Raw genomic sequence first — 13,813 nt, 5'->3', positions numbered from 1 at the left:
AGGGCGGATGTGCTATTTCACCTCCGCAACCTAAAAAACGCCATTAAGTGGTTGGCACCTTGAAAACAGCAGGAGAAGGTCTATGCGTTTTAATCCGATTGTAACCGGGCTGCTGGCGGCGACGCTGTTCAGTACCGGCCTGGCTCAGGCAAAAGAACTCAAATCTATCGGCGTAACGGTCGGCGATCTGGCAAACCCCTTCTTCGTGCAGATCACCAAAGGCGCTGAGATGAAGGCACGTCAGCTGGCGGGCGATAAGGTGAATGTGACGCTGGTCTCCAGCGGCTACGATCTCGGTCAGCAGGTGGGCCAGATTGATAACTTTATTGCGGCCAAAGTCGACATGATTATTCTCAACGCCGCCGACTCCAAAGGGATCGCTCCGGCGGTGAAGCGGGCGCGTGATGCCGGTATCGTCGTGGTGGCGGTCGACGTGGCGGCCGATGGCGCGAATGCGACCATCACCTCCGATAACACCGAGGCGGGCGCAATGGCCTGTAAATATATTGCTGACCGCCTGAAGAACAAAGGTAACGTGGTGATCATCAACGGACCACCGGTCTCTGCGGTGCAGAACCGCGTTGAAGGCTGCATGACCGAACTGAAAACCCATCCTGACATCAAGCTGCTCTCTTACAACCAGAACGCCAAAGGCAGTCGTGAAGGCGGACTGGAAGTCATGACCGGTCTGCTTTCTGCCAATCCAAAAATTGATGCGGTGTTTGCCATCAACGACCCGACAGCGATTGGTGCAGACTTAGCGGCGAAACAGGCGCAGCGCAGTGAGTTCTTTATCGTTGGCGTTGATGGCTCGCCGGACGGTGAAGAGGCGCTCAAGCGCAAGAATTCACTGTTCGTCGCGACGCCTGCGCAGGATCCACAGGTCATGGCCGCCAAAGCGGTCGAGATTGGTTATGACATTCTGCAGGGCAAACCGGCACCCGATAAGCCGGTGCTGATCCCGGTGAAACTGATCGATCGTAATAATATCGGCAGCTATCAGGGCTGGACGGTGAAATAAGCTTTAGGGCGGCACTTTTAGGGTGCCGCTCTCAGGAGGCCACCATGCAACGTTCAGAGGTTAATTATTACCTGCAACATACGCGCGAGTTTTTCCGACAGCAGGATGTGCATCTGCCGCCGTGGGCCGATTTCGATGTGAGCCAGTGGCGGGCTCAGGATCGTGAGGTCGCGCAGGAGATTCTGGCGTTGCGGCTGGGCTGGGATCTCACCAGTTTTGGCGCAGCTGATTTTCTGCAGACCGGGCTGACGCTGTTTACTCTGCGCAACGGTTCACCAGGCGGGCAGCCGTGGCATAAACCCTACGCCGAGAAAATAATGCACGTGCGGGAAGGGCAGCAGACGCCGATGCACTACCATCCGCACAAGATGGAAGACATCATTAATCGCGGCGGCGGAAATCTGATTGTCGAACTGCATAACCGCAACGGTGACGGGCTGGCTGACTCGCTGGTGGCGGTTTCGCTGGATGGCCTGCGCCAGACCCATGCCGCCGGTTCACAGCTACGGCTCTCACCGGGTGAAAGCGTGACGCTGGAGGCGGGCATCTGGCACAGTTTCTGGGGTGAAAGTGGCTTCGGCGACGTGCTGGTGGGCGAGGTGTCGATGCCCAACGATGACGAAAACGACAATGTGTTTCTGACGCCGCTGGCTCGTTTCAACCCACTGGAGGAGGATGAAGCGCCGCGCTGGCTGCTGTGTAATGATTACGCGCACTGGCTATCCTGCGCGCGTCAGGCCTAATCAGGCAATCTGACTGGCACGCGTTGTCGAATCGGGTTTCACCACATCGGCCGAAAAGACATAACCCAGTCCGCGAATGGTGCGGATCAGGTCGGGCTGGTGCGGGTTGGTTTCGATTTTACGGCGCAGCCGCATGATCAGCACATCGATGGTGCGGTCAAACACGTCGAGACTTTCGCTATGGGTCAGCTCCAGCAACTGATCGCGGGTCAGCACTTTTCGGGCGTGGCGAACCAGCGCGCGTAACAGGCTATATTCCCCCTGGGTCAGCGGCACCAGCTCGCGCTGCGGATTAAACAGCTGGCAGCGGCCATCATCCAGTTGCCAGCCGCCAAAACGCCAGCCCTCCTGTTCAGGGTCGGCCTGCGCTATGCGTCCGCTGCGACGCAGGGCCGCCCGGGTTCTCGCTACTACCACGCGTGGATTAAAGGGTTTGGCGATGTAATCATCTGCGCCCATCTCAAGGCCCACCACCATCTCCGCTTCAGAACCCATACCGGTCAGCATAATCACCAGCACTTCGGGTCGCTGACGCTGAAGCTGCTGCAATACCAGTAGCCCGTTGGTATCGGGCAGCATCATATCCAGCATCACCAGCGAGATTTCCGGGTGTTCGCTGAGCATCGATAGCGCCTCGCGTCCCTGATGACAGCGGTAGACCGTTAACAGATGTTCACTTAACGCATCCTGCAAGACGTCGCAGACTGCAGGATCATCATCCACCACCAAAATTGCTGGCTTCATTGCGCGGCCTCAATGTTACGAAAGAGTTAATTCAGGAGTCTACACAGGCCAAAAAAGCTTGCTGAGGCAGCGTGCTGAAACGTGACCAGCTTCGCCTGTGAGAGTGCGGAAGCGTGCGCTGGCGCAGAGTTTTTCGGGGCTCGCCGTTTGCCGCAGGAAAACGATTGCGCGGCATCGGTGCATTGCACCATAATCGCGCCTCGTTTTGGTTCGGAATTCTCTTAGCCGTACCCGGCTCTGCCAGGTAATCGATTGCGTCGGTAGATGGCATGGCAATTGCTTTGGGCAGTGGGTAAGTCAGGGATTTCAGGCGATTCTGGCACGCAAGTATGCAGCGGCCGGCATCAGTGTCCCGGAAACAGAATAATCAGCATGCAAACCCCTTTGGCAAGTGAGACTGATGTCTCCTGTATCGAGAGATGATGATGTTAGAAAAACTATTCAAACTCAAAGCGCATAACACGACGGTTCGTACTGAGATTATCGCCGGGATCACCACCTTCCTGGCGATGGCTTATATTCTGTTTGTGAACCCAAGCATTCTGGGCGCAACCGGCATGGACAAGGGCGCGGTATTTGTCGCCACCTGTCTGGCGGCGGCGATTGGCTGCGTGCTGATGGGGCTGATCGCCAACTATCCGATTGCGCTGGCTCCGGGTATGGGACTGAACGCCTTTTTCACCTACACCGTTGTGCTGCACATGGGCTACACGTGGCAGATTGCGCTGGGCGCGGTGTTTCTCTCGGCGGTGATTTTCTTCGCGATGTCGCTATTTAAGATTCGTGAATGGATTATTGCCAGTATTCCGCTGCCGCTGCGCGCCGGGATTGGTGCCGGTATCGGGCTTTTTCTGGCGCTGATTGCGCTGGAAGGGGCGGGTATCGTGGTCGATAACCCGGCGACGCTGGTGGGCATTGGCGACCTGACTAAACCGGGTCCGCTGCTGGCGATGCTTGGCTTTGTGGTTATCGTGGTACTGGAAGCGCGTCGGGTGACGGGCGCAGTGCTGATCGGTATTCTGCTGGTGACCTTTATCTCCATGGGCATTGGTCTGTCGCCCTTTGCCGGGGTCTTCTCTGCACCGCCGTCGATTGCACCGACCTTTATGCAGCTGGATATTGCCGGCGCGTTTAACGTCGGCCTGATCAGCGTGATTTTTGCCTTCCTGTTTGTTGATGTGTTTGATAACACGGGCACGCTGCTGGGTGTGACCAAACGCGCCGGTCTGGCGGATGAGCAGGGTAACGTGCCGAAGATGGGCCGTGCGCTGATTGCTGACAGTGCGGCTGCGCTGTTTGGTTCACTGCTCGGCACCTCGACCACTACCAGTTATGTGGAATCGGCGGCGGGCGTGAGTGCCGGTGGCCGTACCGGCCTGACCGCGATTGTGGTCGCCGTGCTGTTCCTGCTGGCCCTGTTTTTCTCGCCGCTGGCCTCCAGTGTTCCGGTTTATGCCACCGCGCCTGCGTTGCTGTTTGTAGCGGTGCTGATGGCCTCGGGCCTGGCAGAGATTGACTGGAAAGATATCACCACCGCCGCGCCGGTCACCGTGACCGCGCTGACCATGCCGCTGACCTATTCGATCGCCAACGGCATCGCGTTTGGTTTTATTACCTGGACGCTGGTGAAGTTGCTGAGCGGACGTGCGAAAGAGGTGAATGCGGCGCTGGTGATCCTGTCGATTCTGTTTGTGATTAAGCTGGGATGGTTGAGTGCTTAGTTGTTGCCTGGCGGCAGGGGGGGGGCGCTTAGCAGCGGGCGGATTTCGCTGTGCAGCGGGCTGGCTATGAGCAGGTTACGCCTGCCCAGGCGATGGGGCGTCTTAGTTCACTTAGCCGCGCGTTAGCGCTGAGAGGGTTACGCCCGCCAGACGTATGGGAGTTTCAGATCACTTAGCCGCGCGTTAACACTGAGCGGGCATCGTCCGCCAGTCTATGGGGCAGGCGGTGTCTGATACACTGCGAAACATTGCAATAGAGCGCATATGGCGGAGTTGTCGTTATTCACGGCTGTTCTCGTTTGTGCGTTTAAATTATAAAAGCATTTCACTTGTGGCGTTTGTTGTTACTTGTTACTCCATTTCAGCGGTGTATTTAATTCCATTATTTCTCACATCATGGCTATCAAAAATCCGGGGCTCCACTTTACGCCAGCTCTAAGCTGACTTTCCCTGATGGCAAAACAAGAGGGGTTTCATACATAGTTAGCGTTGACAGGATCTCTGAGCGTTTTAGTTAGTTCAGGTAAGCTGATTTTAATGTTGAGCTGACGGAGCTGACGGAAAGTTTTCTTACGCTAAATCAGAGTTATTAAAATGCCTGTTTTAGCTGTGAATTAACCCGTGATAATTGCTGTTCTGGCCTGTTTTATAAGCCGGCTGCCAGGAGAGAAGAGATATTAAGGCGTGGTTGAATTTAGTCGCCGCCATCTCCCCCGTCACCACCGTTACCTCCCGCACCGCCGTCACCTCCCGTGCTGCCACCATTCCCTCCGTTCCCCCCTGCGCCACCAGCACTACCATTGCTGCCATCCCCTCCATTTCCACCGTTTCCGCCATCTCCCCCCATACTGCCGTTTCCTCCATTCCCGCCATTGCCTCCGGCCTGGCCATTCTGTCCAGCACCTCCGTTCCCGCCATTTCCGCCGCTTCCTCCCAGGCCGCCATTTCCGCCATCACCGCCATTGGCTCCGGCACCACCGTTTCCTCCTGACCCTCCATTTCCTCCGATACCTCCGTTTCCCCCTCGTCCTCCATTTTCACCCGGACCGCCATTGGCCCCGGCACCGCCGTTCTGACCCGGTCCGCCATCAGAACCTGCAGCGGCATCAATGAGAATGACATTATGGTGTGTACTCAACATATCCGTTTTGTACTCAGCATGCGCATACGGAATGATGATTAGCGAAGCTAACAAAGTGATTGTTTTCATTTGAAAATCCTTTTCAGAAAACTTTCTCCACCGGTCCCTCCGTTACCACCCGCACCGCCCGCACCGCCTGCGCCGCCCGCACCACCTGTGCCACCCGCACCGCCTGCGCCACCCGCACCGCCTGCACCACCTTTACTTGATGTATCGGGATTATCGGCACTCCCACTATTGCCACTATTGCCACTATTGCCGCCATTGCCGCCATTGCCGCCATTACCTCCTTTTCCTCCGTTAGTACCTTCTCCCGGAACGCCTCCTTTGCCTCCCGCGCCTCCGTTTTCACCATTGCCTTGTTGTCCGTCTTTGCCTGCTGAGGGCTGGAGGGAGGTATTTGAAGATGAAGTATTCATGTCGCTGGCAGTCTGAGCCAGCGAGTAAAACGGACATGCCACTGTCAGTACGGTGGCTAAAAATAATGGGTAACTTCTGGTAAGTTTCATGTGCTGTTCCTGTGCTAACAGTGATAATGCTCCTGCTATAACGGTTACAAACAGGAGCTTTTTAGTTAATGGACGCCAGACTATCAGTCTCCGCCGCCATCACCGCCGCCATCACCGCCACCATCACCTCCTCCATTACCACCGCCGTTGCCTGCATCATTTCCGTTACCGTCACCACTCCCGTTAGCATTCCCGGTGCCGTTATTACTGTTATTACCCTGATCAGAACCGTTGCCGTTTTTACTGCCGTTATCATTATTGGAATTATTACCATTCTGGCTGGCGTTAGCGGCGCCATTACCATCACTTCCGCCAGCACCTCCGGCGCCTCCAACACCTCCGGCACCACCTTGCCCGCCTAACGCGCCTCCTGCACCCCCCGCGCCACCTGCGCCGCCGGCACCTCCCGCACCAGTAAGAATGAAGGAAAACTTAGAGGTATTGACGTCAATGTTTGCTGCACTGATATCAAATTGCCTGGCCATACCCTGAGCGGAGTAGAATAAAACCATACTCGCTAACACAGTCATATTTTTAACTTTCACAATAAATCCTCTTTAAGTGAGTAATTAAATTTATTATCTGCGCTGCCAAAGGTATGTTAATTTTCCTCAAATACTTCTTGTCAGTCTTCCTCCATTTTGGGGTTTCTTTATGCGTCCTTTATTTTATTTTATGTGAAAGGCGGGAATACATTGCCAGTATGTGGCACTAATTTTAAGAAATAGCTTCTACAGTCTGCTGTTATTTATATTGCACAGCAATTATGGAGTGACAAGCTCAATAATGATGTTTTTTGTTGCTGTGTATGTTTTTATATTTCGTCTGCAATATGCTTCAGTTATGTTACGGTTTTTAATTTCATCTGTTACTGCAGCTGATGCGTGGGTCAGGCAAACCTATTTCTCTCTGCGATTGCCCGGGCTATCCGTTCGTATCAAGGGCTGATGATGGAGAGTTTATTCGTGATGCATATCAGACCAGGGCTATCGTGCAGACGGGCACGCTCATCAACGCACTCAGGGCGTTTTCTGCCTGAAGGCTGGATTGCTGCGGCCGGGCTGAAGCATCCTTATGCCGATCTGTTCTGCCATATTCTTCGAACTAATAAAGCATTCATATCCTGCGAGACGTCACAGAACCGGCCCGCGTTTAAAGTGATGTACAGAAGTTCCTGACGTTATTTATAATTATAATTTATGTATTCCTGGTTTTTATTTCGGTGTTTTTTGCATGCGAAAAGCATCCAGGTTGTAGCAGCCTTAAAAGCCGCGCCTGCAAGGGTTAAATGAAATTTTTATGACATGCAAACCAGTGTAGCGTAACGCAGTAATAAGTTAAGACAACGGTATGCATAAGGGTTCTGATTGTTTATAACGCACAAAAAAACGATTTCTGGTTGAACTGGAAAGCATCAAAGCCTGACAAATTTATGAGTTTTTGTGATGCTTTGCAGCGGTGCCATTAATTCTGGTTAATATTATTTATGTGATAAATATTCATTGAAGTTAAAAAAAGAGATGCCGATAGATCTATATCGCCGCCCCCCTTCAAGGAATTTTAATGAAAATCTCTACGCGCCTCGGTTCCGGATTTGGCACGTTAATCATCTTTTTCTCCATATGTATCGTTGTCGCTATTCACTCTTTATATCAGGCTAAAAGCACGCTTGAGTCAGTTGTTCAGGGTGATATGAAAAAAACAAAATTAATCAATGAACTTACCCTGGCGCAGCGTGATATGGCGATAACCGTCAGGAATTTATCACTCTTTTCAGATCAGGCTCTTATCCAGGAGCAGTCTGATCGTCTGGTTAAACTGAAGGCTAAATTTGCAGCCAGCAGGGATCAACTGAATACGATGATCAGCCAGTCTGGCGATACGGAAGAATATAAAGCCTTTGCGAAGATCAGTGACAGCGAGAAAAATGCTCTGGATGCCTTCAGTAACACTGTTCCGCTGGCACTGGCTAAAAAAAGTGATATCACCGTTAAGTATCTGTTGGAAAAAGTCAGACCCGCTCAGGTTCCGCTGCTTGAAGGTCTTACCCTGATGAGTGAAATCCTGGCAAAGCAGTCGGATGACTCAGTTATTCAAAACGCGAAAAATACCGAAAGAGCCTACATCATCCTGGTGACGCTTTTAGTTGCGGCTATTTTGTTCGGCACGGGCACCAGCATCTATCTTATTCGTAAACTCATGAGCGAGCTTGGCGATGAACCGAGTACAGCGCGGAAACTTGCTAATGCGATCACTAATGGGGATCTGACCACACCGGTTAGCTTGAAGAAAAATGACACTCTCAGTCTCATGGCCTCTTTAAACAGCATGCAGGTTCGGTTACGGGATATCGTTTCAGAGATTAAATCAGGCTCTTCTTCAGTCGCCCTTTCTGCGAATGAGATTTCTGAAGGAAACAATGAGCTTGCATCCCGCACTGAACAGCAGGCCGCTGCCTTGCAGGAAACGGCTGCGAGTATGGAACAGCTCACCGCTACGGTACAAAATAACAGCAAAACTGCCAGGGACACAGCCAACTCAGCGAGAGATACCGCCTCGATTGCAAAACGAGGGGAAACGGACGTCAAACGAATGTCAGATACGATGAGTGATATTTCAAAAAGCGCGTCTAAAGTCAGAGATATCACCGCCGTCATCGAAAGCATCGCATTCCAGACTAATATTCTTGCCCTGAACGCAGCCGTTGAAGCGGCACGAGCGGGAGAGACGGGAAGGGGCTTCGCTGTCGTCGCGTCTGAAGTCAGAACGCTTGCACAACGTAGTGCGACTGCCGCAAAAGATATTAAAGCGTTAATAGAGCAGGCTGTCGGACAGGTTGAATGCGGCGTCACTGTTGCCAGTGATACGGGTTTGAGTATTCTCAAAGTCGTGCATTTAGTGGATGAACTGGCTGAATCCATGGATGCTATTGCGCTGTCGTCGGCTGAACAGATGCAGGGGATTTCTCAGGTGAGTATTGCAGTCAGCCAGATGGATGGGGTGACGCAAAATAACTCTGCTCTGGTAGAAGAATCATCAAGTGCTTCTCAGTCTCTCTCTGAGCAAGCGCAGTCTCTCAGGCTGATTGTAGAGACCTTTAAAGTATAAATTATCCCGGCGCTGACATGCGCATTGGGTAAATTCCAAAGCAAGAGGCCGGTACTGCCTGTCAGCAGTACCGGCCTTATTCCTCGCATCAGCCGGCTAACGCTTACCTGAAAGGCGGCTCATTAAAGGTACGCAACTTACGCGAATGCAGCTTATCGCCCTCGGCGCGCAGCAGCTCAACAGCGTGAATACCAATCTGCAGATGCTCCGAAATCGCCCCTTCATAGAAACGGTTCGCCTGACCGGGCAGCTTAATCTCACCGTGCAACGGCTTGTCTGAAACGCACAGCAGCGTGCCATATGGCACCCGGAAACGATAACCCTGTGCGGCAATAGTGGCGCTTTCCATATCGACCGCCACCGCACGGCTCAGGTTAAAGCGCAGTGCCGAAGCGGAGTAGCGCAGTTCCCAGTTGCGGTCGTCCGTGGTCACCACGGTGCCGGTACGCAACCGCTGCTTCACCTCTTCGCCTGGCATGCCGCTCACTGATTTGGTGGCGTCATACAGCGCGCGCTGCACTTCGGCAATGCTGGGTACCGGGATATCAGGCGGCAGCACGCTGTCCAGCACGTGATCGTCGCGCAGATAGGCATGGGCCAGCACATAATCACCAATCCGCTGGCTCTCGCGCAGACCGCCACAGTGACCAATCATCAGCCACGCATGTGGACGCATCACCGCCAGATGATCGCAGATGGTTTTGGCATTCGACGGGCCAACACCAATATTAATCAGCGTAATACCGCGACGATTCGGCGAGGTGAGATGCCAGGCGGGCATCTGGTGCTTCTTCCACGCCAGATCCGAGAGCATCGATTCACTGTCAGCGGTGTCGGCGGTCAGCACCACATCGCCCGCGCAGGCCAGGCTGTCGTAAGGGGTACTGGGATCGCGCACCTGCTCGATCGCCCAGCGCACAAACTCATCAACATAACGGGTGTAGTTGGTGAACAGCACAAACGGCTGGAAGTGCTCTACGCTGGTGCCAGTGTAGTGGCGCAGGCGGGCCAGCGAGAAGTCGGTTCGCAGCGCGTCGAAGTGCGACAGAGGGGATTTTGCATCGGCGTGGAACAGGCCATCGGCGGTCTCATCGCCAATCTGTGACAGCTCGGTGGTCGGGAAGTGGCGCGCAATACCGGCGCTCATGGTGCGATCCAGTGACAGGTCGGAACCGTCGATCACGTAAGGATAGGGGATCTCCTGACTGGAGGGCCCCACGTCGATCTCCAGCTGATACTCCTTCTCCAGCATCTGAAGCTGTTCCGAAATATAGTGGCGCAGCAACGCCGGGCGGGTGATGGTGGTGCTGTAACTGCCGGTGTGGGTGAAACGTCCCCAGGCACGCGTACGGTTCTGCTGCGGACCGTCGCCGCGCCAGGTGATGCGCAGCTCCGGGTAAACAAATAGTCCCTGCGCCCGCGCGGTGGCATCGGGCAGCGTGCCGTTTTCGGTAAAGGCTTTAATCGCCTCGCGCAGCGCATCGACGGCGCCATCGTACAGGCGTTCAAGTTCATCCAGCGCCTGCTGGCTGGTCAGGTTTTTCCGTAGTGTCGGCATGGTTTCTCCTTCCATTTTTTTTCCGCAATTTGCCCCAAGCTTAGCGGGTTTGTTGCGGAGATTGGTGAAGAATCTGTGATCGCCGTTTTTTTGCGCCAGCGAAGCGCGAATTCTGAGCAGTGCTGTTTTAAGTGAGGATCCGCTGCACTGAAATCCAGTAAGAAAATCTTTACTATCAGAAGGGGTGGTTCGCCACGTTTGAATGCGTTACCGATGAGGAGATGGCGGAAAAACCGCCAGCAGCAAAGCATGGCCAACCGATCATAACGTCAGGGAAATAATCAGGTTTGCTACAGCGGGCGGGGCAGTGAGGCAGATTGTGCCGTGGCGGCATTAAAAAGTTTGTAACCATGATTAATTTGCACCGGAAAGACTTTGCATATTTCTCTGCCCACTATCATCATTAGAACTCCTGTCCAGTCTCTTCTGATTTGGTAATCCTTTGCAAAATCCCGGCGTAGCAGTGATGCAGGCGATCAAGCGCACGGCGTGGTACCCGAAACGCCGTTCGTATCGCACGCTCTACTGGCGTGAGATATCGCCATTAGCAGTGCCTATCTTTTTCGAGAACGCCTGTGTGCTATTGATGGGCGTACTGAGCACCTTCCTGGTCAGTTGGCTGGGAAAAGAGGCGATGGCGGGCGTCGGCCTGGCCGACAGCTTCAACATGGTGATCATCTCGTTCTTTGCTGCCATTGATCTCGGTACCACGGTGGTGGTGGCGTTCAGCCTGGCAAAACGCAACGGCAAGCGCGCCCGTGCCGCCACGCGTCAGTCGCTGGCCATGATGACGATACTCGCCTTTGTGCTGGTCATCGCCATTGAGTTCTGGGGCCATCTGATTGTCGATGCGATTGCCGGTGCCGCCGATCCAAAAGTCAAAGCGCTGGCGCTGAGCTATCTGCAGACTTCCGCCTGGAGCTATCCGGCCGCCGCCATCACCCTGATTGGCAGCGGGGCGCTGCGCGGTGCAGGTAATACCAAAATTCCGATGCTGATTAACGGCGGCATGAACATCCTCAACATCATCATCAGTAGCGTGCTGATTTATGGCTGTTTCTCGTGGGACGGTTTAGGGTTTATCGGTGCCGGGCTCGGACTGACCATCACCCGCTATATCGGGGCGATCGCGGTGATTTACGTGCTGATGATCGGCTTTAACGCCTCACTGAAAATCACGCTGTCGAGCTATTTCCGGCGCTGGAACAGCAGCATTCTGATGGAAGTTTTAGGTATAGGCGTGCCTGCCAGTATCGAGTCGGTGCTGTTCAACGGCGGTAAACTGCTCACACAGGTGTTTGTTGCCGGAATGGGCACCAGCGAGATTGCCGGTAATTTTATCGCTTTTTCTATCGCCTCACTGATCAACCTGCCAGGCAATGCGCTGGGTTCGGCTTCAACGATTATCACCGGTACCCGTCTGGGCAGGAATCAGGTGTTCCAGGCGGAACGCCAGGTGCGGCACGTCTTCTGGCTGGCGACGGTCTGCCTGACCGCGATGGCCCTGCTGACGGTGCCGCTGGCCGGGTTGCTGGCACGGTTTTATACCAGCGACCCGGAAGTAATTAACGTGACGAAGCAGCTGATCTGGCTTAACGCGCTGTTTATGCCGTTATGGGCCGCTTCCTGGGTGCTACCTGCCGGTCTCAAGGGCGCACGCGATGCGCGTTACACCATGTATGTGTCGATGTTCAGCATGTGGGGCGCCCGCGTGGTGGTCGGCTACCTGCTCGGTATTGAACTGGGGATGGGCGTGACCGGTGTCTGGCTGGGAATGTTCCTCGACTGGACGGTGCGTGGCATCTTCTTCTGGTGGCGACTTAACAGCGGCAAGTGGCTCAACCGCTATCGAAAAATGATCGCGAAAACCGGTTAGCGCGTTGTTAACGCCTTTCACCCGCCGTGGGGAAAGGCGTCTTACCTCTTTCAGCACCATTAAAAATAACATCTCCGTCACATCTCCAGACTTTCGAACCGAATTTCAGACAGTTGCACAAAGCCAGCCTTCTCAGACAGGGTTAGCGTAATGCCTGCTGCGCAATGATGCAGACACTACTTATCAAGGTGACCCTATGATCCGTCTGAAAACGGCGCTGGCACTCCTGCCGCTGCTGTGTAGCGCCCCGTTATGGGCGACAACCTTTGTCTATGTCTCCAATGCTGAATCCGGCACCGTTTCCCGCTATCAGCTCAGCGAGGCGAATGGCAGCCTGCAATGGCGTGGCGATACGCCTGCCGGTAAAAAGATTATGCCGCTGGCGGCCAGCCCGGATGGTAAACGGCTCTATGGTGCGCTGCGGAGTCCGCCTTATTCGATCATCAGCTGGCGCGTCTCGGGTCCGCACGGTGACTTGCAGAAACTGGCGGTGACGCCGGTTGCAGCCAGCTTTCCGTGGATCACCACCGACAAAAGTGGGCGCTATCTGCTGGCTGCCTCCTATGACAGCGATATCGTCACCAGCAACCGGATTGATGACAAAGGAGTTGTGACACCCCAGGTCACGGGCGAGGTGAAAACCGGGCCGCATGCCCACTCGGTGATCACCGACGTCAGCAATCATTCCCTCTACGTCGGCAACCTTGGCGCAGATCGCGTGCTGCAATATGCCTTTGCCGATAACGGCGCGATAACGCCGCTGGGAACCGGTTTTGTTCAGGGCGAGAAGAACAGCGGCGCACGACATTCGGTGATTTCGCCCGACAATCGCTTCCTCTATAACCTCGCGGAGATGAGCGGCACCATTACGCAGTTCCGTCGCGCGGCGGATGGGTCGCTGACGGAGCTGAAAACCTGGCCGAATGCGGTGGCGAAGAAATATAACCTGCAGCATGGCGAGCAGCGCCCGGCGGGCTACAGCGATCCCACGCCGCGTATCTGGGCAGCAGACATCAAAATCACGCCTGACGGACATTTTATCTATGTCACCGAGCGCACCTCCGGCACCGTCAGCGGCTACCGGGTTGATAAACAGTCGGGTGAACTAAAGCTGATCGGCAGCTGGCCGGTTGAAAAACAGCCCCGCAGTATTGCGATTGATGCGCAGGGTAAATGGTTGATCGTCAGCGGGGAGAAGAGCGCGGTGATTGGCAGTTACGCTATCGATTCCGCCAGCGGTGAACTCAAACGGGTTGCTGAAGCCCCGGCTGGTAAAGGCGCGAACTGGGTGACGCTGATAAGGCAGTAACCGTTTTGAGCCGCTGGCATATGGCACTGGCTAAACAGATGCGGGCTGCTTATGCCATTTCCGGCATAAGCAGCGCAGAAATT

11 protein-coding genes are annotated in these 13,813 nt (G+C 54.4%); 7 read left to right on the top strand and 4 right to left on the bottom strand.

The window, feature by feature from the left end; all coding sequences use genetic code 11:
- Positions 1 to 82: 82 nt before the first annotated feature.
- Together HFD87_RS10585 and HFD87_RS10580 are read left to right on the top strand one after the other, a co-directional pair.
- Positions 83 to 1,021 (top strand): ABC transporter substrate-binding protein, encoded by a 939-nt coding sequence (locus HFD87_RS10585; RefSeq protein WP_010247755.1) that lies wholly within the window; start codon positions 83 to 85, stop codon positions 1,019 to 1,021.
- Between the two features lie 44 nt (positions 1,022 to 1,065).
- On the top strand, positions 1,066 to 1,764 hold the full coding sequence (locus HFD87_RS10580) for a D-lyxose/D-mannose family sugar isomerase (RefSeq protein ID WP_167423387.1): 699 nt from the start codon (positions 1,066 to 1,068) through the stop codon (positions 1,762 to 1,764).
- Here HFD87_RS10580 and HFD87_RS10575 read toward each other — a convergent pair whose 3' ends face one another.
- Positions 1,765 to 2,508 (bottom strand): response regulator, encoded by a 744-nt coding sequence (locus HFD87_RS10575; protein WP_010247750.1) that lies wholly within the window; start codon positions 2,506 to 2,508, stop codon positions 1,765 to 1,767.
- A 422-nt stretch (positions 2,509 to 2,930) separates the two neighbouring features.
- Between HFD87_RS10575 and HFD87_RS10570 the strand changes: the two genes are divergently transcribed.
- On the top strand, positions 2,931 to 4,229 hold the full coding sequence (locus tag HFD87_RS10570; protein ID WP_212685931.1) for an NCS2 family permease: 1,299 nt from the start codon (positions 2,931 to 2,933) through the stop codon (positions 4,227 to 4,229).
- A 603-nt stretch (positions 4,230 to 4,832) separates the two neighbouring features.
- Here HFD87_RS10570 and HFD87_RS10565 read toward each other — a convergent pair.
- Together HFD87_RS10565 and HFD87_RS10560 are read right to left on the bottom strand one after the other, a co-directional pair.
- Positions 4,833 to 5,351, bottom strand: coding sequence for a hypothetical protein (locus tag HFD87_RS10565; RefSeq protein WP_167423386.1), 519 nt, complete (start codon positions 5,349 to 5,351; stop codon positions 4,833 to 4,835).
- Positions 5,352 to 5,452: 101 nt separating this feature from the next.
- Positions 5,453 to 5,653, bottom strand: coding sequence for a hypothetical protein (locus HFD87_RS10560; RefSeq protein ID WP_167423385.1), 201 nt, complete (start codon positions 5,651 to 5,653; stop codon positions 5,453 to 5,455).
- A 294-nt stretch (positions 5,654 to 5,947) separates the two neighbouring features.
- Between HFD87_RS10560 and HFD87_RS10555 the strand changes: the two genes are divergently transcribed.
- Positions 5,948 to 6,241, top strand: a complete 294-nt coding sequence (locus HFD87_RS10555; RefSeq protein WP_167423384.1) for a hypothetical protein — start codon at positions 5,948 to 5,950, stop codon at positions 6,239 to 6,241.
- A 1,201-nt stretch (positions 6,242 to 7,442) separates the two neighbouring features.
- Positions 7,443 to 8,987 carry a methyl-accepting chemotaxis protein gene (locus tag HFD87_RS10550; RefSeq protein ID WP_124890062.1) on the top strand — a complete coding sequence of 515 codons (1,545 nt, stop codon included), beginning with the start codon at positions 7,443 to 7,445 and terminating at the stop codon, positions 8,985 to 8,987.
- 103 nt (positions 8,988 to 9,090) lie between these two features.
- On the opposite strand, the gene HFD87_RS10545 is transcribed toward HFD87_RS10550, so the two are convergent.
- Positions 9,091 to 10,545, bottom strand: coding sequence for an AMP nucleosidase (locus HFD87_RS10545; protein WP_010670874.1), 1,455 nt, complete (start codon positions 10,543 to 10,545; stop codon positions 9,091 to 9,093).
- A 466-nt stretch (positions 10,546 to 11,011) separates the two neighbouring features.
- Here HFD87_RS10545 and HFD87_RS10540 point away from each other — a divergent pair, with 466 nt between their 5' ends.
- Positions 11,012 to 12,421: an EmmdR/YeeO family multidrug/toxin efflux MATE transporter gene (locus HFD87_RS10540; protein ID WP_010670873.1), complete on the top strand. Its 1,410-nt coding sequence runs from the start codon at positions 11,012 to 11,014 to the stop codon at positions 12,419 to 12,421.
- 196 nt (positions 12,422 to 12,617) lie between these two features.
- A complete protein-coding gene (locus tag HFD87_RS10535) occupies positions 12,618 to 13,730 on the top strand; it encodes a beta-propeller fold lactonase family protein (RefSeq protein ID WP_167423383.1) in 1,113 nt (370 codons plus the stop codon).
- Positions 13,731 to 13,813: the final 83 nt, after the last annotated feature.

Source organism: Pantoea sp. EKM21T, assembly GCF_011800405.1.
In the GTDB taxonomy this organism is placed as follows: Bacteria; Pseudomonadota; Gammaproteobacteria; order Enterobacterales; family Enterobacteriaceae; genus Pantoea; species Pantoea agglomerans.
The sequence above is the reverse complement of the archived record's forward strand: the minus strand, read 5'-3'. Positions and strand labels throughout refer to the sequence as shown.

Coding starts and splice junctions, on each gene's coding strand:
- HFD87_RS10560 (WP_167423385.1), bottom strand. CDS start 5,653: ATGGCGGCAATGGCGGCAATGGCGGCAATAGTGGCAATAGTGGCAATA.
- HFD87_RS10575 (WP_010247750.1), bottom strand. CDS start 2,508: ATGAAGCCAGCAATTTTGGTGGTGGATGATGATCCTGCAGTCTGCGAC.
- HFD87_RS10580 (WP_167423387.1), top strand. CDS start 1,066: ATGCAACGTTCAGAGGTTAATTATTACCTGCAACATACGCGCGAGTTT.
- HFD87_RS10540 (WP_010670873.1), top strand. CDS start 11,012: ATGCAGGCGATCAAGCGCACGGCGTGGTACCCGAAACGCCGTTCGTAT.
- HFD87_RS10550 (WP_124890062.1), top strand. CDS start 7,443: ATGAAAATCTCTACGCGCCTCGGTTCCGGATTTGGCACGTTAATCATC.
- HFD87_RS10555 (WP_167423384.1), top strand. CDS start 5,948: ATGGACGCCAGACTATCAGTCTCCGCCGCCATCACCGCCGCCATCACC.
- HFD87_RS10565 (WP_167423386.1), bottom strand. CDS start 5,351: ATGTCATTCTCATTGATGCCGCTGCAGGTTCTGATGGCGGACCGGGTC.
- HFD87_RS10545 (WP_010670874.1), bottom strand. CDS start 10,545: ATGCCGACACTACGGAAAAACCTGACCAGCCAGCAGGCGCTGGATGAA.
- HFD87_RS10585 (WP_010247755.1), top strand. CDS start 83: ATGCGTTTTAATCCGATTGTAACCGGGCTGCTGGCGGCGACGCTGTTC.
- HFD87_RS10535 (WP_167423383.1), top strand. CDS start 12,618: ATGATCCGTCTGAAAACGGCGCTGGCACTCCTGCCGCTGCTGTGTAGC.
- HFD87_RS10570 (WP_212685931.1), top strand. CDS start 2,931: ATGATGTTAGAAAAACTATTCAAACTCAAAGCGCATAACACGACGGTT.